This is a genomic window from Mycobacterium riyadhense, assembly GCF_963853645.1.
Lineage (GTDB): Bacteria > Actinomycetota > Actinomycetes > Mycobacteriales > Mycobacteriaceae > Mycobacterium > Mycobacterium riyadhense.
This window is the reverse complement of record NZ_OY970457.1, coordinates 348,836-367,900: the sequence shown is the minus strand read 5'-3', so window position 1 is coordinate 367,900 and position 19,065 is coordinate 348,836. Positions and strand designations below refer to the sequence as shown.

The 19,065-nt window shown below is 63.1% G+C and carries 11 protein-coding genes and 11 pseudogenes; 14 read left to right on the top strand and 8 right to left on the bottom strand.

What is annotated here, in order from left to right; genetic code table 11:
* The first annotated feature begins 259 nt into the window (after positions 1 to 259).
* Both AADZ78_RS28565 and AADZ78_RS29370 read left to right on the top strand, forming a co-directional pair.
* Complete coding sequence (locus AADZ78_RS28565) at positions 260 to 1,828, top strand: NAD-dependent epimerase/dehydratase family protein (RefSeq protein WP_169726266.1); 1,569 nt, start codon at positions 260 to 262, stop codon at positions 1,826 to 1,828.
* A 158-nt stretch (positions 1,829 to 1,986) separates the two neighbouring features.
* Positions 1,987 to 2,059 (top strand): annotated as a pseudogene (locus tag AADZ78_RS29370) (hypothetical protein); the annotation flags it as partial.
* 79 nt (positions 2,060 to 2,138) lie between these two features.
* On the opposite strand, the pseudogene AADZ78_RS29365 reads toward AADZ78_RS29370, so the two are convergent.
* Positions 2,139 to 2,300: pseudogene (locus AADZ78_RS29365) on the bottom strand (DUF1778 domain-containing protein); the annotation flags it as partial.
* A gap of 505 nt (positions 2,301 to 2,805) precedes the next feature.
* On the opposite strand from AADZ78_RS29365, the gene AADZ78_RS28555 reads away from it, so the two are divergent.
* Positions 2,806 to 3,003 carry a hypothetical protein gene (locus AADZ78_RS28555; RefSeq protein WP_341343660.1) on the top strand — a complete coding sequence of 66 codons (198 nt, stop codon included), beginning with the start codon at positions 2,806 to 2,808 and terminating at the stop codon, positions 3,001 to 3,003.
* Between the two features lie 133 nt (positions 3,004 to 3,136).
* Here AADZ78_RS28555 and eutC read toward each other — a convergent pair whose 3' ends face one another.
* The 7 genes and pseudogenes from eutC to AADZ78_RS28520 form a co-directional block, all read right to left on the bottom strand.
* Positions 3,137 to 3,910, bottom strand: coding sequence for an ethanolamine ammonia-lyase subunit EutC (gene eutC / locus AADZ78_RS28550; protein ID WP_085249913.1), 774 nt, complete (start codon positions 3,908 to 3,910; stop codon positions 3,137 to 3,139).
* Positions 3,910 to 5,316, bottom strand: a complete 1,407-nt coding sequence (locus AADZ78_RS28545) for an ethanolamine ammonia-lyase subunit EutB (RefSeq protein WP_085249914.1) — start codon at positions 5,314 to 5,316, stop codon at positions 3,910 to 3,912. Before AADZ78_RS28545 ends, eutC begins: the two co-directional genes overlap by 1 nt.
* Positions 5,317 to 5,530: 214 nt before the next feature.
* Positions 5,531 to 5,963 (bottom strand): annotated as a pseudogene (locus AADZ78_RS28540) (ethanolamine permease); the annotation flags it as partial.
* Between the two features lie 344 nt (positions 5,964 to 6,307).
* A pseudogene (locus tag AADZ78_RS28535) lies at positions 6,308 to 6,640 on the bottom strand (FAD-binding dehydrogenase); the annotation flags it as partial.
* A 20-nt stretch (positions 6,641 to 6,660) separates the two neighbouring features.
* The gene (locus AADZ78_RS28530; RefSeq protein ID WP_249044900.1) at positions 6,661 to 7,257 is read right to left on the bottom strand and encodes an IS5 family transposase; all 597 of its coding nucleotides are present in this window, start codon (positions 7,255 to 7,257) and stop codon (positions 6,661 to 6,663) included.
* Positions 7,258 to 7,342: 85 nt separating this feature from the next.
* Positions 7,343 to 7,471 (bottom strand): annotated as a pseudogene (locus tag AADZ78_RS28525) (transposase); the annotation flags it as partial.
* A gap of 278 nt (positions 7,472 to 7,749) precedes the next feature.
* Positions 7,750 to 7,980 (bottom strand): annotated as a pseudogene (locus AADZ78_RS28520) (FAD-binding protein); the annotation flags it as partial.
* A 179-nt stretch (positions 7,981 to 8,159) separates the two neighbouring features.
* On the opposite strand from AADZ78_RS28520, the gene AADZ78_RS28515 reads away from it, so the two are divergent.
* From AADZ78_RS28515 to AADZ78_RS28465, 11 genes and pseudogenes are all read left to right on the top strand, one after another.
* Positions 8,160 to 8,432, top strand: coding sequence for a hypothetical protein (locus AADZ78_RS28515; protein WP_169726397.1), 273 nt, complete (start codon positions 8,160 to 8,162; stop codon positions 8,430 to 8,432).
* Between the two features lie 68 nt (positions 8,433 to 8,500).
* Entirely contained in the window at positions 8,501 to 8,938 is a 438-nt protein-coding gene (locus AADZ78_RS28510) for a transposase (protein WP_169726398.1), read from the top strand.
* 92 nt (positions 8,939 to 9,030) lie between these two features.
* Positions 9,031 to 10,047 (top strand): annotated as a pseudogene (locus tag AADZ78_RS28505) (IS256 family transposase); the annotation flags it as partial.
* A 124-nt stretch (positions 10,048 to 10,171) separates the two neighbouring features.
* Positions 10,172 to 11,277, top strand: a pseudogene (locus tag AADZ78_RS28500) (site-specific integrase).
* 50 nt (positions 11,278 to 11,327) lie between these two features.
* Positions 11,328 to 13,490 (top strand): annotated as a pseudogene (locus tag AADZ78_RS28495) (tyrosine-type recombinase/integrase); the annotation flags it as partial.
* Positions 13,491 to 13,511: 21 nt separating this feature from the next.
* Entirely contained in the window at positions 13,512 to 13,931 is a 420-nt protein-coding gene (locus tag AADZ78_RS28490) for a DUF6262 family protein (protein WP_420891273.1), read from the top strand.
* A 139-nt stretch (positions 13,932 to 14,070) separates the two neighbouring features.
* Positions 14,071 to 15,849 (top strand): IS1634 family transposase, encoded by a 1,779-nt coding sequence (locus AADZ78_RS28485; protein ID WP_276063204.1) that lies wholly within the window; start codon positions 14,071 to 14,073, stop codon positions 15,847 to 15,849.
* Positions 15,850 to 16,033: 184 nt separating this feature from the next.
* Positions 16,034 to 16,270: pseudogene (locus AADZ78_RS28480) on the top strand (transposase); the annotation flags it as partial.
* Entirely contained in the window at positions 16,267 to 16,461 is a 195-nt protein-coding gene (locus tag AADZ78_RS28475) for a hypothetical protein (RefSeq protein ID WP_139829001.1), read from the top strand. The pseudogene AADZ78_RS28480 and the gene AADZ78_RS28475, both read left to right, overlap by 4 nt.
* Before the next feature lie 388 nt (positions 16,462 to 16,849).
* A pseudogene (locus tag AADZ78_RS28470) lies at positions 16,850 to 17,014 on the top strand (IS3 family transposase); the annotation flags it as partial.
* 294 nt (positions 17,015 to 17,308) lie between these two features.
* Positions 17,309 to 19,060 carry a PE family protein gene (locus AADZ78_RS28465; protein ID WP_085252747.1) on the top strand — a complete coding sequence of 584 codons (1,752 nt, stop codon included), beginning with the start codon at positions 17,309 to 17,311 and terminating at the stop codon, positions 19,058 to 19,060.
* Positions 19,061 to 19,065: the final 5 nt, after the last annotated feature.

Sequence of the window (19,065 nt, the reverse complement as noted above, 5' to 3'; positions counted from 1 at the left end):
GCAGTGAAGCCGCGACCGAGTAGGTCCGGCGCGGTGCTGCCATTTTGACCCTCCGTCTACAATCCTCCCTCCGGTGGAGGGGCGCGCCGCGGGAAACTCCACCTACTGAAGTCGTCAGTAATCCTCTGCGCGGTACGCTAGGCGCTCGTGGCGACGAGAATCAGCAGGTTGGAGGACATTCTGACGACAACAAATTCCTCGTCCATACCGAAGAGAAACTACACGCTACAACCGAAATCGTAAAATGAATAGGAAACAAATGCGAAAAGAAAAAGTATTGTTGCTGGGGGCGTCAGGCTCCATGGGATTTGCGGCTTTCCAGGAATTGTGGAGCCGCAAAAACGACAACGGCGAGCGAAAGTACGACATCGTGCTATTGCTTCGCCCGTCAAAAAAGAGCAAGAAAATCTTTAGAAAATATTTGAAGTCCAGCGGAATCATATCATGCAAGGATAGGCGTATTCGCGAGGACCTTCGAAATTCGTTCAAGATCGTCTGGGGGGACGCGACCATCTACGACGACGTGGTCCAGGCGATTCGTGGTGTTGATTGGGTTCTCTGTACCATGGCCATCATTCCTCCCGAGGCGGATCGGCATCCCGCGCAAGCTAAGGCCGTGAATACCACCGCGATCGAAAATATCGTGCGAGCAATCGAAGCGGAACCAAATGGCGCCGAGAACATTCGATTGGTGTACACGGGAACGGTCGCTGCGACCGGCGACCGACTGCCGCCAATCCAGCGTGGCCGGGTGGGCGATCCGCTGAAGCCGTCGATATTTGACTTTTATGCTACGACAAAGGTTCGAGGCGAATGGGCGGTCCTCGAGAGCAACATCAAGCGCTGGGTATCGTTGCGTCAGACATTCATCATGATTCCTGACATCCTGCGCACGGAAGACCCGATCATGTTCCACCAACCCATCAACAGCTATATGGAAAACAACACCATGCGTGATGCCGGCCGTGGCCTAGTGAATTGCTTGGACGTCCCTGATGACTCGGATTTCTGGCGACGAGTCTATAACATGGCAGGTGGACCATCTTGCCGGGTCGTATTCCTCGACTTCATGAAAATCGCGTATGAATTGCTCGGCATGGATTACAAGAACATCATGGAGAGAAAATGGTTTGCCCTACGTAACTTCCACATGCAATTCTTCGACGATTCCGCACTGCTCAACGAATACATCCACAATTGGGGCGATTCAATGGACGATTATTGGGACATGGTGAAAAGCGCGTTACCCCGGTCATTGAAGGTTGTCGCCACGTTGAATAAGATTTCCCCTACTTTCCAGAAATTCGCGGAGAAAACCGCTCGCAAGCGGCTCGACGCCCTTGCGCGGCATCCGGATGGCACACTAGGCTGGTATGAGGCGCATAACGAGATGCGCATGTCCGCATTCTATGGATCCTACGAGAGATTTGAGAGTATCCCTGATTGGGATGAGGATATGCCAGAAATGCGTCACGATGCGCCGTTCGAGCAATTGAATCACGGCTATGACGAAACCAAGACCGAGCTTGAACTAAACGATCTCCAAGACGCCGCGGCATTTCGAGGCGGTGAGTGTATGTCTTTATCATGGAGCGGTGACTTGTACGAGACGCTCGGCTGGCGTTGTGCGTTCGATCACGCGTTCGCCGCGAAGCCTTACACGATCATTAAGGCGGGCCACTGGTGCCCGCAGTGCCTGCCACCCCCATGGAACTACGACGAGATTGCTACGAAGAATCCCTTTTTTGCGCAGGTCTGGTACCCAAATCACGATCCCTCAGAGTCTTATTATTACCCAGAGGATTGTTACAAGGATGTAGTTTCTTAGGCCGAATTCAGCGATTCGAATTGGTGCGACGATTTTGCGGCGGGATCGTATCGAATGTTGAGCTCAAAATGGCAAAGTCAGGCTTTAGATTCGGTGTCTCGTCCCGGAAGGCCGTGGCCCCATTTTCCCGCTTCCACGGCGGCCCAGGTTTACCGACCGGTTCGATGGCCGCGGCGCTGCCCTATTGCAGATCTATGTCTGCCGGCACACTCGATGACCGGCCTCCACTAGTTGCTCTCGGTGCTGGGCGGCGATGTTTAGACAGATCCGCCAACTCGCGGGCGGGCAGGGCGTTAACGTCCTCCCACTCCTTGGCAGCCGCTGCATCGAGCTGAAAGTGGTCTCGGTCGGCAAGCAGACGCCGAGCAGCTTCGGATGCGTGAGTGATGACGAAATTTGTCAGATCGGTCCCACTGGCGGTCACGGCGCGGTCGATCAACTCACGCTCCTCAGCCGTCGTACGCAACTCCATACGCCGATCTCTGCGACGCCACTTGGGGTCCACGGAGCCATTGCCTCCTTAGCTCTTTGCCTTAGCTACCGGTGCGCGTGTCCAAGCATACGGTCGAACTTCTTTGCCAGCGCATGCACCCGGCTATCCAGAGGTGGTGGGGCATTGGCGGACCGCCAGCAGGCCGACCTAGCCGGTCAGCGGTCTCGGTGCGGCACTGGTGTTCCGAGGTCATCGCGCACAGCTGGCGCCTCTATTGTGGCCGGTTGACCAACATGGGCTCGGTTATGTCGGCGCAGCACTTAGGCGATCAGTTCAATAGTGCCGTCGGGGTACAGTTGTGATGACTTGTTCGCTACTGCACATTTGCGCATGGCTTGCCGGTGGTATATGAGCCCGTGGTGTACGGGCGGCCTCGGGCCAGTTGTTGTCTGCGAAGTTGATTGATGGCGGGCGATCTCGCCGTGCAGGAATGGCTTGTTCTTTGCTTGGCGATTGGATAATTCTCGCGCAGCGGCATACCGGGATGGCCGATGCCCAACGGCTGCTTGCCAGCGGTGGTGGCGGTCTCGATCGGCAAGTGGTGAGCGTAGCGCACGGCGACGACTGGACGGTGATGTCGGTGTCGGTGGTGACGATCGCCAACACCTTGTCTTCGCTGGAGTCGCTGACCAGCACACCGTGCGCCGTAGTCGCGGCGTCGCCCATGTCGTGGATACGGTGATCTGGAAACGGTTGGGCCAGAATCGAAATCAGCGCACCAGCGAGGCGCAACACGGCGTGCTGGCACAACACAGCTTGCCCCACATGCCGACGGCGCCGTCCAGGTCGGCGTCCCAAGAGACGGCTCCCCGGAGTCATTCGATGCTTAGTGCGTCACCCGCGGACAGCTCGGTGCGCGAAGTGTCTTTCAGGGTGACACCGGAGCGGCCCAGCCTGCGGGCTCCGGCGACGAGCACCGCGGTGGTGGCCGCAGCCGTTTTGTAATCAAGACCGTCGGGAGGGTGGATGTTGGAGATGCAGTTGCGGTCCGCGTCGGTGAGCCCTGGCGATGGCCGCTGGGTCAGATAGATGCCGAGACTGTCGGCAACTGATAGTCCAGGGCGTTCCCCGATGATCACGAGCAGTGTTTGTACGCCTAACGCGTGACCAATGTGGTCGCCGAGGGCGACGCGAGCCTGGGTTGCGATCACGGGCGGCGCGATGCGGTAACGGTTGTCGAATTCGCGCACCAGCGCTTCGGCCAATCCGGCGGCGTGATCACGCAGCGCGCGGGGCGAGAGGCCGTCGGCGAGCACGATGCCGATGTCTGCGTTGGTCTTTGGCAGTACCGACAGGTCTGCGGGACTGCGGCCGAGGTCGGGACGGCGAAGATACTCACTACGTGACGCGGCTTTGCTCTGCACGTGTAGTGGCGCGCCACTGCCTAGACCGCGGATCTGCTCGGTGAGGGTGTCGACGTCGAGCGGGTCATGCACGGCGTCGCGCGCAGCGGCGTGCGCGGCCTGGAATTCCAGGACCCGCCGAGTGGGCAGCGAGTTGCCCACACGCCCAAGCCCGATGCGTGCCTGGGTGGCTTGCCGCCACAGCGCCCAAGCGTCGTCTGTAGGTCGCGAGTCTGGAGTGTTCATCAGCGAGCTGCCAATGCGCGCAATGGCGAGGTCGCGAGATCGACGGGCAGCACGCGGCCGTTGGCGTCGACCATGCCCAGAGCGGCCAGCCAAGCTTCGAATTCCGGTGCCGGACGCAGCCCCAGTACCTGCCGCACGTACAACGGGTCGTGAAACGACAGGCTCTGATAGCCAAGCATGATGTCGTCGGCGCCGGGGACGGCGATGACGAAGGCGGCGCCCGCCACGCCTAGCAGGGTGAGCAGCGTGTCCATGTCGTCCTGGTCGGCTTCGGCGTGGTTGGTGTAGCAGACGTCGACACCCATGGGTAGGCCGAGCAGTTTCCCGCAGAAGTGGTCTTCGAGGCCGGCGCGGATGATCTGTTTACCGTCGTAAAGGTATTCGGGCCCAATGAATCCGACCACGGTGTTGATCAACAGTGGCTGCAGTGCCCGGGCTACCCCGTAGGCCCGCGTCTCCAATGTCTGTTGGTCCACGGGCTTGCCTCCGGTGCCGAGGTGCGCTCCCGCCGATAGGGCCGAACCCTGTCCCGTCTCGAGGTACATGACGTTATTGCCGACGGTGCCACGCTGTAGCGACCGGGCGATTCCGTTGGCTTCCAACAACATTGGGATGGTCACGCCAAAGCTTGAATTAGCGCCTTCGGTGCCCGCGATCGACTGGAACACGAGATCAACAGGCACACCCTTATCGATCAGCTCCATGGTGGTTGTCACGTGGCACAGCACGCACGATTGCATGGGGATATCAAAACGTTGCCGGATGTCGTCCAGGAGATAGAGCAAATCCGCCGTCGCCTGTGGCGAGTCGGTCGCCGGATTGATACCAACCACCGCGTCGCCGCACCCCATCAGCAAGCCATCGAGCATCCCTGCGGCAATTCCACGCGGGTCATCGGTCGGGTGGTTGGGCTGCAGCCGGGTGGCGAGCCGGCCCGGCAACCCGATGGTGGTACGAAACGCCGCGGTCGCGGTGCTCGCGGCAGCCACCAGAATCAAGTCCTGATTGCGCATGATCTTTGACACCGCGGCGGCCATTTCCGGTGTCAGACCGTGGGCGATCGCGGCGATGCGCGTCGCGCTGTCGTCACGGGCCGCCGCATCCAGCAGCCAGTCACGCAGACCGCCTACCGTCAGGTGGGCGATCGAGCTGAACGCCTCGCGGTCATGGCTGTCGATGATCAGTCTGGTGACTTCGTCGGTTTCGTAGGGCACCACCATGTCGTTGAGGAAGGTCGTTAGCGGCAGATCGGCCAGTACCCATGCCGCCGCGGCACGTTCGGCGTCGTGCTCGGCGGCGCAACCGGCGAGCTGGTCGCCGGAGCGCAGTGGTGTCGCCTTCGCCATCACCTCGACGAGGCCGTCAAAGGTGTAGGTGGTACCCGAAACGGTCTGCCGGTAGGTCATAACCCGGCCAGTTCTTCGTCTGGAGCGTTAGCGACCAATCGGTGCCGGCTGTACAAACCGAAGTAGAGCAGGAACGCACAAAATACGGCCAAACAACATATGGCGGCCACGCTGTCGACCAGGAATGTGGCAATGAATGCCAATGCGGCCACTACTAATGCGAAGCCCGTCGTGAGGATTCCCCCCGGAGGTCCGGTAGGGGCGGGCCAGTTCGCGCGCACCCACCAGCCGTTTCGAATACCGAAGAGCCCGAGTGATTGCACATATGCGCCGATGAACGTGGCGATTGCGGCCGGTGCGATCGAATACTCGATCAATAACGCGGTACCCGTCGTGAACCCGCCCCACGGCCCTAGCGCGCGCCGGGCGAACGTATACCCTCCGCCCGCGGCCGGCAGGGCCGACGACAGCTCGGCGATGCCCAGGACTAAAGCTAGATACATGGCGGCGATCACCCCGGCCGCAATCAACAATCCGCCGAAGCCGCCGCGGGCCAGGCCGAAGTTCCAGCCCGAATAGTCACCCGAGACGACGTAACTGATACCCAGCCCCGCCAGTAGCAACCAGCCGGCGCTACCGGTCTTCAGTTGTCGTTTCTCCAGGTATGCAGACTGATCACTTGCGACCACGTCGTTTCCTCCGCTCAACGGTTGCCGGGCGTTCAATATGATTATGGGAGTGGCGCTTTCGGTGAAGATGAATGGCCGTAGTTGGTGTTCATGCTGACTCGGTGGTGTTCATGGTGATGGCGTCTAGGCGTTGTTGGTGTTCATCGTGACCGGTGGAGCCGGGTATGCGATACCGCGGGCCCTCAATACTGCCCCGCGCCCCAAGGATCTTGTCGCGCAAGCGGTTCTTGCCACCTCACACCTCTCTCGCCCCAAACACAGCGTTCACTTTCCCAACCCAGGCGAGCAGCGCGCGCGCCAGCCCTCCTTCGCGACCGTAGAACCGTCTAATTCGGTGCCCCGAACGCCCGGTCACCGCATCACCCTTCCACAATCAAGCTGTCAACCTGATGCCGGTGCGCAAATCGTACAGTCGGCCGGCACCCCGCACCTGACGCGCAAATATCTCGACCAACGCCGGCGCGGTGGCCCCAGGTGATGTGAAACTTCGGCACCGAGGTGCCGTGTCCCTGTGCGTCGTAACCACCACGCTCGACCCAGCCCACCAGCGGAAAATCTTCAGCCCCCGCGTCCGCAACCAGTTGCGCTTCTCCCCCACCGTGAAATCGACGTGGGCGTGGGCCTATTGCTGGGGACAATAGTCCTCTGGACGATCAAAGCCGCCGCCCCAGCCAATGCAGGGCAAGTTCATGACTGAGAGCCTGTTCACAAATGGTTATGCTGCCTGCTCGATGGCCGTTGGCGGGCCGGTACGGGGGCGTCCCCATCTGGGATACGGTGGCGTACCTGATGTCGTCTGTTGGAGTTTGCGGGTCATGATTGTGACGGTGGCCCATAGCACCATGGCTTCGTGATGGTCGGGGCGGCGTTCGTAGTCGCGGACCAGTCGGCGGTAGCGCAGCATCCAGCCGAGGGTGCGCTCGACAACCCAGCGGCGCGGCAGCACCTTGAAGCCAGCCATGTCGTCATTGCGCTTGACGATTTGGACGGTAAGTGCCAGAACGGATTCCGCCCAATCGACCAGGCGCCCGGCGTAGCCGCCGTCGGCCCACACCAGCGAGATCGTGGAGAAGTGTTCCCGCACCGCGGCCAGCAGCCGAAACGCGGCGCCTTGGTCCTGCATCGATGCCCCGGTGACTACCACGACCAGCAGCAGGCCCAGCGAGTCCACCACGATATGTCGTTTTCTGCCATTGATTTTCTTGCCGGCGTCGTAGCCGCGAGTGGTGGTGCTGACGGTCTCGGCTGCCTTGACCGACTGTGCGTCGATAACTCCGGCCGTGGGCAAGTGGGGCCCGACCCCACGCGACACGCAGCCGACCGCGCAACCCGCCGACCAGCCGCTGGGGCATCCCGCGCTGGCTCCACCGCTGAAAGAAAGGCATACACAGCCCGCCACGGCGGGAATCCGCTGGCAGAGCCCGCCATTCGATGCCGTATCGGGTCACGTAACCGATCGCATCCAGGACCGCCCGCAGATCGTGGACCATCGCCCGCCCGCCTGGGCCTCGGCGCAGCTGGGCCATCACCGCCTCGACCTCCGGGGACAGCAGCTTCCACTGCTCGTCGGTCAGGTCCGACGGATACCGCTGTGTGCGGTCACGACATTGGCAACCCGCCGCAGCGCAACTGGTTTTCGGGAACTCGACAGGGTAGACAGGCATTCACGGGGCTCCGGCAGCAAGGGATGTGGTGTCCATCTGCTACCGCGAGCCCTGTCTTGTGCCATTGCGCGACACGCAATCGTTATCACATAGTTATCATCTGTCACTACAGTCACACGGGCTTGTGAACAGGCTCTGAGACGGATGACCATGCGGCTCTGCTCCGGACTATCGACGAAGAACAGGCCTCCAAACGACCAGTAGGCCTGCCCACCCGGGTTGGCACCGTTCTCCTGGTCCTGGTCCTGGTCCTGGTCCTGGTCCAGGACCCGCGAGCCGCGGCCGGCCAATTCGCATGCCGCCACCAGGCCAGAAAGACCCGTGCCGGCGATGATGCGTCGGCTGCGAACTCGGCCGACCCAGCCCCTCAACCAGAAGGTGCATCGCTCATGTTGGTTCAGAGTAGTAGGTCCGATCATGGGCGGCTGACCCGCAGCGATTGTGTCGTCCGTCGCGTAATTCCCCAGGGGTTGGCGTCACGCAATTCCCCAGGTACGGGTCTCGGTGTAGGTCGGGGCGGTTCAAGTCCGATGATCGCGACTGTTCGGCGTTGACGTACTTGGCCCGGCAGAGCCTTGGTCGGCGGTATCGGGAGCACTCGGCGGTTGAGGCGTTGCGTGCGGCGGTGCGTCATCGGCGGGGTCTGGTGGCCGATCGCAAGGTCGCCCAGCCGCGGCTGCATGATCAGCTCAACGTGCTGTGTCCGGGGTTGTCCGCACCGGCGGGCCATGGCCGGGCGCTGGCGCTGGAAACCTCGACCAGACTGGCCGTGCTGGCCTGTGCTGCGGCGTTCGCGGGCGAGCACCGAGGCCCCGGTCGTTGATCTGTCGTGCACCGGGGCGATTGATTCTGTCCACCGCGAACGACCGGATCAGTCGGTGGCAGCAGTGTTTGCCGCCACCGACCGACGCCGCTGCCCGAGCCCACCGGCTCCGACGTGACCTCCAGCGCTACCGCCAGCTGCTGGTCGCCATCACCGACCTCGATGAGGAGATTGGAGAGCTGCTCGCTGTGACCGACGGACAGATCTTGACTACGTTGCCCGGAGTTGCCTCGATCCGGGCGGCGGCCTTCGCGGCGCAGAGTCTGCCCGATCGAATGTTCCCCGATGCCGAACATCTCTACTCGGCAACAGGTTTGGCGCCCGCGCTCTACCAGTCGGCCACGCTGAACCGGCGTGGACGCATCTCGCGTCAAGGTCTTGCCGAACACCGTGATGCCCTGATGGGTATCGCCTGGGGGCTCTCCCAGCGATCCCCGTCATTCGCCGCCCGCCACGTCTGCCGACTGAGTTGCGTCCCTGATAGTGGTGTAACGCGGATCGCGTGATCGTTTCCCGGTGTGTCGTTCGGGACGAGAGCGCGGTCACCGCGTGATCCTTCGAGTGAACCTTCCAAAGCACTCTCGAGAGGAACCACACGATGACCGCTCCCCATATTGTGAACCCTGCTGTGTTGTTGGAGCAGGCTCTGTCCGACGCGTCGCCGGATCTGATGCGCACTCTGCTGGGCACGGTGCTTAACGCGCTGCTGTCGGCTGATGCTGATGCGGTATGCGGCGCCGAGTACGGCCGGCCCAGCCCGGATCGGGCGAACTCGCGTAACGGCTACCGCCACCGTGAACTGGACACGCGTGTTGGCACGATCGATGTGGCGATCCCTAAGCTGCGCCAGGGCTCGTACTTCCCCGAATGGCTGCTGGAGCGCCGCAAACGCGCTGAGGCGGCACTGATTTCGGTGGTGGCGACCTGCTATCTGCTCGGGGTCTCCACGCGACGGATGGACAAACTGGTGGCCACGTTGGGGGTCACCAGTTTGAGTAGGTCGCAGGTCTCGCGGATGGCCGCAGACCTCGATGAGCAGGTCAAGGCGTTTCGCACCCGCCCACTTGGGGAGGCGGGAGCGTTCACCTTCGTCGCGGCGGATGCGTTGACGATGAAAGTCCGCGAAGACGGGCGCGTGGTCAACGCTGTCGTGCTGGTGGCCACCGGCGTCAACGCCGACGGGCACCGGGAGGTGCTCGGAGTTAGTGTCGCCACCAGTGAGACCGGCCCGGCGTGGAACACCTTCTTCGCCGACCTGGTCGCCCGCGGCCTGCACGGGGTCAGGCTGGTCACCTCCGATGCCCACCGGGGCCTGGTCGAGGCGATCGCGGCCAACTTGCCCGGCGCGGCCTGGCAACGCTGCCGCACGCATTACGCGGCCAACTTAATGGACGTGACCCCGAAAAGCTCCTGGGGATGGGTCAAAGCGCTGCTGCACTCGGTCTATGACCAGCCCGATGCCCAAGCGGTACACGCCCAGTTCGACCGTGTCGTCGAGGCGTTGGCCGATAAGCTGCCCGCGGTGGCCGAACACCTCGATGATGCCCGCGCTGAGATACTGGCCTTCACCGCGTTCCCCAAGGAACTGTGGCGCCAAATCTGGTCGAATAATCCCAACGTTATCTGGAGTCCCTCGGTCGGTGTCTTCGATGTGCGACACGCGGAGTCGGGGTCGCTGATTCTGCGTGCTGGACGTGGTTATCTGCAGTCGTCTAGGAGGCAGAGCCTGCGGAGGGACGATGCACGTTGCGCGGGTCATCTCACCGGTCTCGTCGCGTGCGTCGTGGACGGTTCTCGGTGACGACGATGCTCCGGTTGCGGCGGTCGACCGGTATCTCGGGTATCTGACCGACATCGAGCGGTCGCCGAACACGGTCAAGGCCTATGCGCACGATCTGAAGGACTGGTTCGGCTTCTTGGCCGAGCGTGGGCTGGACTGGCGGGGCGTTCGGCTCGACGATGTCGGCGAGTTCGTGGCCTGGCTGCGATTGCCGGTGGTGGCGCGTGATGGACGTGTCGCGGCGTTGCCGTCGGTGCCGCATCAGTGCACGGAATCGACTGTGAACCGCAAGCTTTCGGCGATCGGGGCGTTCTACACCTATGCCGCGCGCGACGGCGTAAATATCGGCGAACTGCTGACATCGTGGCAAGTCGGCGGGGGTCGTGGCGGCTGGAAGCCGTTTCTGCATCACATCAGCAAGAGCGCGCCGAAGCCGCGGCGGGTGATCGCGTTGAAGGCGCCCAAGAAGCTGCCGCGGGTGCTTTCTCCGGCCGAGGTGCAGGGAGTCTTGGACGGCTGCGACCGGCTGCGGGACCGGTTGCTGTTCGCGCTGCTGTATGACACCGGGATGCGGATCGGTGAGGCACTGGGGTTGCGGCACAACGATATCGCCGCCGCCGAGCGTGAGGTGACGGTGCGGCGCCGCGAGAACGCCAACGGTGCTCGCACCAAGTCGCCGACCGCGCGCACGATCCCGGTCAGCAACGAGTTGATCCGGTTGTATGCCGACTATCTGCATGCCGAGTACGGCGACCTGGATAGTGACTACGTGTTCGTCAACCTGTGGGGACGCCCGCGCGGGTATCCGCTGACCTATGGCGCGGCGTATGACCTGGTGCGGCGGCTGCGCCGCAGGACCGGGATCGATTTCGACCCGCACTGGCTGCGGCACACGGCGGCGACCCGGCTGTTGCGTGACGGCGTGGGATCGAGGTGGTCGCGCATCTGCTCGGGCATGCGAACATGGCCACGACCTCGGCGACGTACGGGCACCTCACCGTTGAGGACGCTCGGCGGGTGTTGGAGCAGGCTGGCTGGTTCACCGACGGGCAGGTGCAGCTGTGACCGCGCCATCGCTGAAACCTGCCGGTTCGTCGGGCCTGCTGGGCAAGCTGATGGCCGCAGTGCGCAGCGAATTCCGCAATGACGTGATGGAATTCGCGCCCGAGGACCCGGTGTTCGGTACGGCCGAGTGCCGGGTCTCCAGGTGCGAGCGAGGTGCCCGCGGCCGCGGCCTGTGTCAAGGGCATCTGCAGCGATGGAACAACCAGGGACGCCCGGACTTGGATCGGTTTGCCGCATCGACTGATCCGCGCTGGCGGCGGCAACAACCGAACCAACAGTGCCGAGTGCCTGGCTGTGGTTACGGCTCTGCGCGCGGCGGCATGTGCGGGCTGCACGCACAACGATGGGAACGGGCGGGCCGGCCCGACCTGGACGCGTGGCTGGCTGAACCGCAGCCGTTCAAGCGGCCGGCCGCGGGCGCGACCTGCCGCATCCCGCACTGCGAGCTCTGGCCGCAGGCGACCTCGCCGTTCTGCCAAACCCACACCAACACTTGGAAAGTGAACGGGCGACCCGACATCGACGAATTCGCCGACCGCTTCGCCACGATCACCTCCTTGGCCGGCGAGGTGATCCGGCTCGACCGGCTGACCGGTCAGCTGAAGCTGGAGATGCAGTACGTGCTGCAACGCCGCCACGACGACCGCCAAGGCAAGCTCACGCCTGACGTAGTTATGCGTGTGGTGCGGACACTCGCCGACGCGGGCGTGGGCTCGCTGGTCGACCACGACGAAGACGACTGGCATGAGCGGACGCGGTTGCCAATCAACGACTCTTGCGCCCGCGTGTTCCTCGGCTACGCCTGCCGGGTGATTGCCGATCTGGCCGAGGCCGGCGGGTGGGAGGCTGAGTATCCGCGCGATGTCTGGCGGATGCGCCGCCTCGGCCACGACGGCGACCGCACGCTGCGATTCGCCGGGGTCGGCCAGCCGTGGCTGCGGGATCTGGCGAAACGGTGGGTGCGGTGGCGGCTGTCGACCGGGCTGGGCCTGGAAGCCGGCGGCGGCCGGCCGGTCGTGGTGCTCACCCGCTTCGCTGGGTTCCTCGCCGACATCGGGGTCGAGCGCGTCGACCAGGTCGACCGATCCGTATTGGAACGCTATCTCGCCGACCTGCGCGGCGATTCCCTTCGTGCTCAACGCCGCGGCGCCCACATCGGGCTGCTCAACCGGTTCTTCGCCGCCGTCCGCCAACACCGTTGGGACACGGCTCTTCCCGCCGATGCGATGTTCTTTCCCGAGGACTACCCTAAACGCGAAGAACGGCTGCCGCGGGCGCTGGCCGAACACGTCATGGCCCAGCTCGAAGACCCACACAACCTCGCCCGCTTCGCCGACCCGGCCCACAGGTTGATCACGATCATCCTGATGCGCTGCGGGCTGCGGATCACCGACGCGCTGCGGCTGCGCAGCGACTGTGTCGTCACCGACGCCGAAGGCGCACCGTATCTGCGCTACCTCAACCACAAAATGAAACGGGATGCGTTGGTGCCCATCGACGAGCAGGTACGCGAGTTGATCGCCGCACATCGCATCTGCACCGCACAGCGCTGGCCGTCAGGCACGCCGGGGTTGTTCCCGCGGCCGACGAAAAACATTGACGGCGCCCACCCGATCGGCAGCCCCACCTACCGGATGGCACTGTTGCGCTGGCTGTCGGTCTGCGACGTCCGTGACGAGCACGGCGAGCAAGTGCATCTGACCCCGCACCAGTGGCGCCACACCCTGGGCACTCGGCTGATCAACCGCGACGTTCCCCAAGAGGTCGTGCGACGCATCCTCGACCACCATTCTGCTCAGATGACCGGGCATTACGCCCGGCTGCACGACACTACCGTGCGCCGCCATTGGGAGGCCGCCCGTAAGGTCGATATCCACGGCGCCACAATCACTTTCGACCCCTCCGGGCCGATCGCCGAGGCAGCCTGGGCCAAGCAGCGCCTCGGCCGCGCCACCCAGGCCCTGCCCAACGGCTACTGCGGGCTACCGATGCAGCAAAGCTGCCCGCACGCCAACGCGTGTCTGACCTGCCCAATGTTCCTCACCACCGGTGAGTTCCTGCCCCAGCACCGCCAGCAGCGCCAACAGACCCTGCAGCTGATCACCGCCGCCGACGCCCGCGGACAACAACGACTCGCCGAGATGAACCGCCAAATTCTACGCAACTTAGACAACATCATCACTACCCTCGACAACCCAGAACAAGAGAAGGCCAAACTTGCCGACTACAACAGCATCCACCTCATCAGAGCAGCCCAACAGCGCCACGAACACACCCGCGCCAAGGCGATCGCGGCGATGCACGAACTCGACCGCAGCGGCGCCGCGCTGACATTCGAATCCATCGCCCGCCACGCCGGTGTCTCCCGCTCGTGGATCTACACCCAGGCCGACCTCAAAGACGAGATCGGCCGGCTTCGCGCCCAGCGCCGGCCCGAACCCAGCACAGCGTTGCCTGCCCGGCAACGCGCCAGCGATGACTCCCTGCGCCTGCGCCTGGAGATCGCCAACCGCCGCAACCGCGAACTCGTCGACGAGAACCAGCGGCTACGCCGCCAGCTCGCCTGCGCCCTCGGCCACAACCGCGACAACAGCCGAATCTCGCCAAGAGAGCAGCCGGCACATCGCGATTCGGTAACAATCGCGTCGTGCTAACCCGAAGTTGCGACGGGTTCCGATAAGGGATTAGTGGTCTGAGCTGAGATTATTGGCGTTGATCGTGTCATGATTTGTAGTCACGAATATACGTGTGTTGTTCGTATCTTCTCGACGGAATCAAGTTATGATTCTGGGTATGGCACGCGGCGGTGGAAGAGCTCATGTAGTCAGAGTGAAGAAGTCCCATGTGGATAAGCAGGGCCGCGAGCGTGTCTATGAGTCGGTGCTGCTACGGCGCACCTACCGCGACGGGCCCAAGGTGCGCAACGAGACGGTGGCTAACCTGTCGATGTTGCCGGCGGCGGCAATCGCCGCGCTGGAGGCCACGCTGAAAGGGCGCACGCTGGTGCCCGCCGACGGGCAGGTGCGGGTGGTGCGGGCCCTGCCGCACGGACATGTGGCCGCGGTGGCCGCGATGGCCCGCCGGCTCGGATTACCCGCGCTGTTGGGGCCGGCCTGCCGGTCACGGGATCTGGCGTTGGCGCTTGTCATCTCGCGGGTGATCCAACCCAGCTCCAAACTGTCCACGCTGGCGTGGTGGTCGGATTGCACTCTGGGAGCCGATCTGGGTGTGGCCGGGGCATCCACCGATGAGATCTATGCGGCGATGGACTGGCTGGTGGGTCGACAGGAGTCGATCGAAAAGAAACTGGCCGCCAAACATCTTGGGCCTGAGGTGAATCCGGGCCGGATGGCGCTGTTTGACCTGACCTCCTCATGGGTGACCGGGCGCAGATGTGAGCTTGGCGCCCGCGGGTATTCCCGCGACGGCAAAAAGGGACTGCCCCAGATCGAATACGGGGTGCTCACCGACCCCAAGGGGCGCCCGGTGGCGGTGCGGGTGTTTCCCGGCAATGTCGCCGATCCGGTCGCCTTCACCACCATCGTCGAGGTGATCCGCACCGCGTTTGGGCTGGATCGGCTGGTGCTGGTCGGCGATCGCGGGATGATCACCTCCGCGCGCATCGCCGCGCTGCGCGAACTCAACGACGCCGGCGCCGGTTTCGGCTGGATCACCGCGCTGCGTGCCCCCGCCATTGCCGCACTTGCCGCCGAGGACGGGCCGCTGCAGATGAGCCTGTTCGACACCCACGACCTGGCCGAGATCACCCACCCCGACTACCCCGGCGAGCGGTTGATCGCCTGCCGCAACCCCGCCCTGGCCGCCGAGCGCGCCCGCAAACGCAGCGAGCTGCTCGATGCCACCGAGGCCGCCCTGGCCGCCATCGCCGAACGCATCACCCGCGGCACCCTGGCCGGGGCGGGCCGCATCGGTGAAGCCGTCGGGCGAGTGATCAACAAATACAAGGTGGGCAAACACTTTCACCGCACCATCACCGACACCAGCCTCACCTACGAACGCGACGAGGCCGGCATCGCCGCCGAGTCCGCCCTCGATGGCATCTACGTACTGCGCACCAGCACGCCCAAAACCGACCTCGACGCCGCCGCGATCGTGGCCGGGTACAAGAGCCTGGCCCATGTAGAACGCGACTTCCGCAGCAGCATCAAGACTGACGACCTGGACCTACGCCCCATTCATCACCGGCTCACAGAGCGAGTCGAGGCCCACGTGCTGATCTGCCTGCTGGCCTGCTACCTGACCTGGCACCTCCGCCAGGCCTGGGCGCCGCTGACCTTCACCGACGAACATCCACCGACCCGGGCAAACCCTGTCGCGCCGGCCCAACGCTCCGATCACGCTCAAGCCAAAGCCTCCCGCCGCCAAGCCGCCAACGGCACCACGCTACGCAGCTTCCGCGCCCTGCTCAGCCACCTGGGCACACTGACCCGCAACCGAATCCACTACCAGGACACCAACATCGAACTCGACACCCTCACCGAACCCACACCGGATCAACGCCGTGCCTTCGACCTCATCGAGGCCACCATTCCCCTCTCCATCGCCGCGTAGTCAGACCCCAAACACCCAAAACCAGCAAAACCCCATGTCAAAGCCCAAAATCAGCTACCCAAGCAGTCGTAACTTCGGGCTAACCAACGACCGGCACCGACTGCCCGCCGCGTCGTAGACACCCTCCGCGAAACAAACATGCAGCTCACAGCCCCTATCGCGAGCAGCGCTCCAGATAACCAACGAACGCCTCAACCGCGAAATCCGCAGGCGCACAGACGTTGTCGGCATCTTCCCCGGCCGAGACGCCGTCATCCGCCTCGTGGGAGCTGTCCTGGCCGAACAGCACGACGAATGGGCTGAGGGCCGGCGCTACCTGGGACTGGACGTCCTGGCCCGGGCCGCTGCCGTCGGCAACACCGAACCCGCACCCACAACACCGACCACCAACGGCCTGCCCGAACTGGAGCCCGCAGCATGACAAACCCAGACACCCCGGGCGGATTCGGCCCAGGGCTGAGCCGCCAAACCTACCTCGACCAGCTCGCCGACACCGGTCACACCGGCTGGCACGACGAGCACGGCGTCCCCGCGCCCTGGCCCGAGGACTTCTGCAACCCCGACAGCGGATGGCCCCACGACAGGAGGCGACACCACCAACACCGACCCTAACCAACCCTACTAACCCCACCATCGAAGGATCAGCCGTTACACCACTCCCGGGGACTTGACCGCCGACTGGCCTATCGACTGCTTCGAACCCAACAACCCTTCGATGAACAGCGCTATCGTCGAGGAAGGCTCAGTCGCGAGCGGTGACGGCTGTACGAGCTATGCCGCACGACGGCGCAACCTAGCTTGCCGCCCGCCCGCGCTGGGCCGCCTCTACGCCGTGCACGAACGCCTGCCGCTCACGGCGGCTAATCAGCCTGCCGAAACCAGCGCCCCAGCCGACCTCCACGACGACCGTTCACCGCGCACCAGCCGGAGCTCACACTCCGGACGGTTCACGCCGCCCACCACATACCTTGACTACCGACGCGAAAGCTGATCCGTCGGCAGGGGCCCGTGGCGTGATGTCGACCACGTCGAGATCGGCCGGCACCCTGAACTGGGTCGACTGGTTAAACAATGAACGGCCCACGAGTACCTCGCCGACCTCACTCCGGCAGAGGCGGAGGCATTGCACTACCGTCACAAGAGTTCCCTGGCAACAGTCGGGTGACCCAAGAAATCGAGCCTCAGGACTCACCGGGACAGGTCACTGTCCCGGCCTGTGCCCGGGTTTCCACCGGCGTTGCGATGTGATAGTTCACTGCGCACAGCGGCCGGTGTTGTCATGTTCCACGTTTGGCGGGCCGGGAATCGCGTGGTGAAAGTGCGGAACACCAGCATGTGGGTCAATGCGCTGAGCCAGGCCAACAGATCGCCATAGCGTCGCGTCGTCGTTGTCGTTATTGGTGCTTCGCGAGTGGGGTCACGAATAGCCCGTTCGCGGTGAGTCTGCGGGAGTATGGCCATGGCGTCTGTGATTGCGTCCCCGGAGGTGGTGGCTGGGGCGGCGGCGGATTTGTCGGCTCTGGGCTCGACGATCAGTCGGGCCAGCGAGGCGGCAGCGGGGGTGACGACGGCGGTGGGCAGTGCGGCCGCCGATGAGGTATCCGTGGCGATCGCGGAGCTGTTTTCGCAGCACGCGCGGGATTATCAGGTGTTGGCCGCGCGGGCAGCGGAGTTTCATGATGAGTTCGCTCAATTGCTGGCCGCCGCGGGTAATGCCTACGGGGAAGCCGAGGCGGCCGCATCGGATGCATTGGGGACGCTCACCTCGCAAGCCCGGGCACTGCTGGTGCCGGTAGTCGGCAACGCTGAGACCGGCGCAGCAGGAGCAGCCGCGACTCCCGTAGCTGTTTCGCTAATCATGGGCGCTAGCGGCGTACCGACACCTTCACCAAGCTATGTGAGCAACGCGTACAACAAGTACATCGCCCCTTATTTCACTGCTTCGAATCTCCAAGTTTTGTCCACGCCCGAAGGGTTGTATCCAATTACCGGAATTAAGGATTTGACGCTGAACATATCAGTGGCCCGGGGCCTCCAAATCCTGGATGGTGCGATTCATGAGGAAATCGCCAAGGGCAACACTCCTATAAACGTTTTTGGCTACTCACAGGCCGCTATCCTCGGTGCGTTGGAACTGCCGAAACTCCAGGCCGAAGGCGTGCCGACGTCCGATGTAAATTTCGTGTTTGTCGGCAATGAGATGACCCCAAACGGGGGCATGCTCGCGCGTTTTCCCGGCCTGAGCCTCCCCAGTCTGGGCATAACGTTCTACGGTGGCATGGATGCAAACACAGGGTACACAGTGGAAAATTACACATTAGAATACGATGGCTTCGCCGATTTCCCGCAGTACCCGATCAACATCTTGGCTGACCTCAACGCCTTTGCGGGCATCGCATTTGTGCACACCACATATCTGGAGATTCCGCAGTCCCAGATTGATTCAGCAGTTGTCTTACCAACAAGTCCAGGCTACAGCGGCGGTACCACGTATTACATGATTCCAACCAAGAACCTGCCGCTGTTGGAGCCCGTGCGGTGGATCCCGTGGATTGGGAACCCGCTGGCAGACTTGGTGCAGCCGAATTTGCGGTATCTGGTCAACTGGGGCTACGGCGACATAAACTATGGCTATTCGACAGGTCCGGCCGATGTGACCACTCCTTTCGGGTTCTTGCCACCCCTCAGCACAACCATGGCTCTGGGTCCTGCTCTGGTTAGCGGGACGCAACAGGGAATTTTTGATGCCTCCAACACCTTGTACGCGCAGGGCCCGCCAACCCTGCCGAACCTGCCATTACTGGACATATCGCAGCCCTTAACTTCAGGGTCCACACTACTGACCTCGTCCAGCTCCACATCCATTCAGTCCGCAATCACTGATCTTCTGATGAAGCTGCAGACGGGAAACAGCAATATCGTCAACGACTTGACGAATGACTTCTCGACGACTTACGCCACGCTACTCCCGACTGCAGATATCGCGACGGCTGTCCTAGTTACCCTGCCGGCATATGACGTCAACTTGTTCTTGAGCGGGATTATCCAAATGGTAAATGGTCAGCCTCTTGAGGGGCTTGTCAATGCGATCGGATTACCGATCGCTGCCACCATTGGTGGGGGTACCCTCGCCGTCGCCGTCGAGTTCTTGGTTCTCCTAGCAGCAGCACAAACAATCTTAACTGGGGCCCAACACCCCTCGCCCGTTTAAGTTTA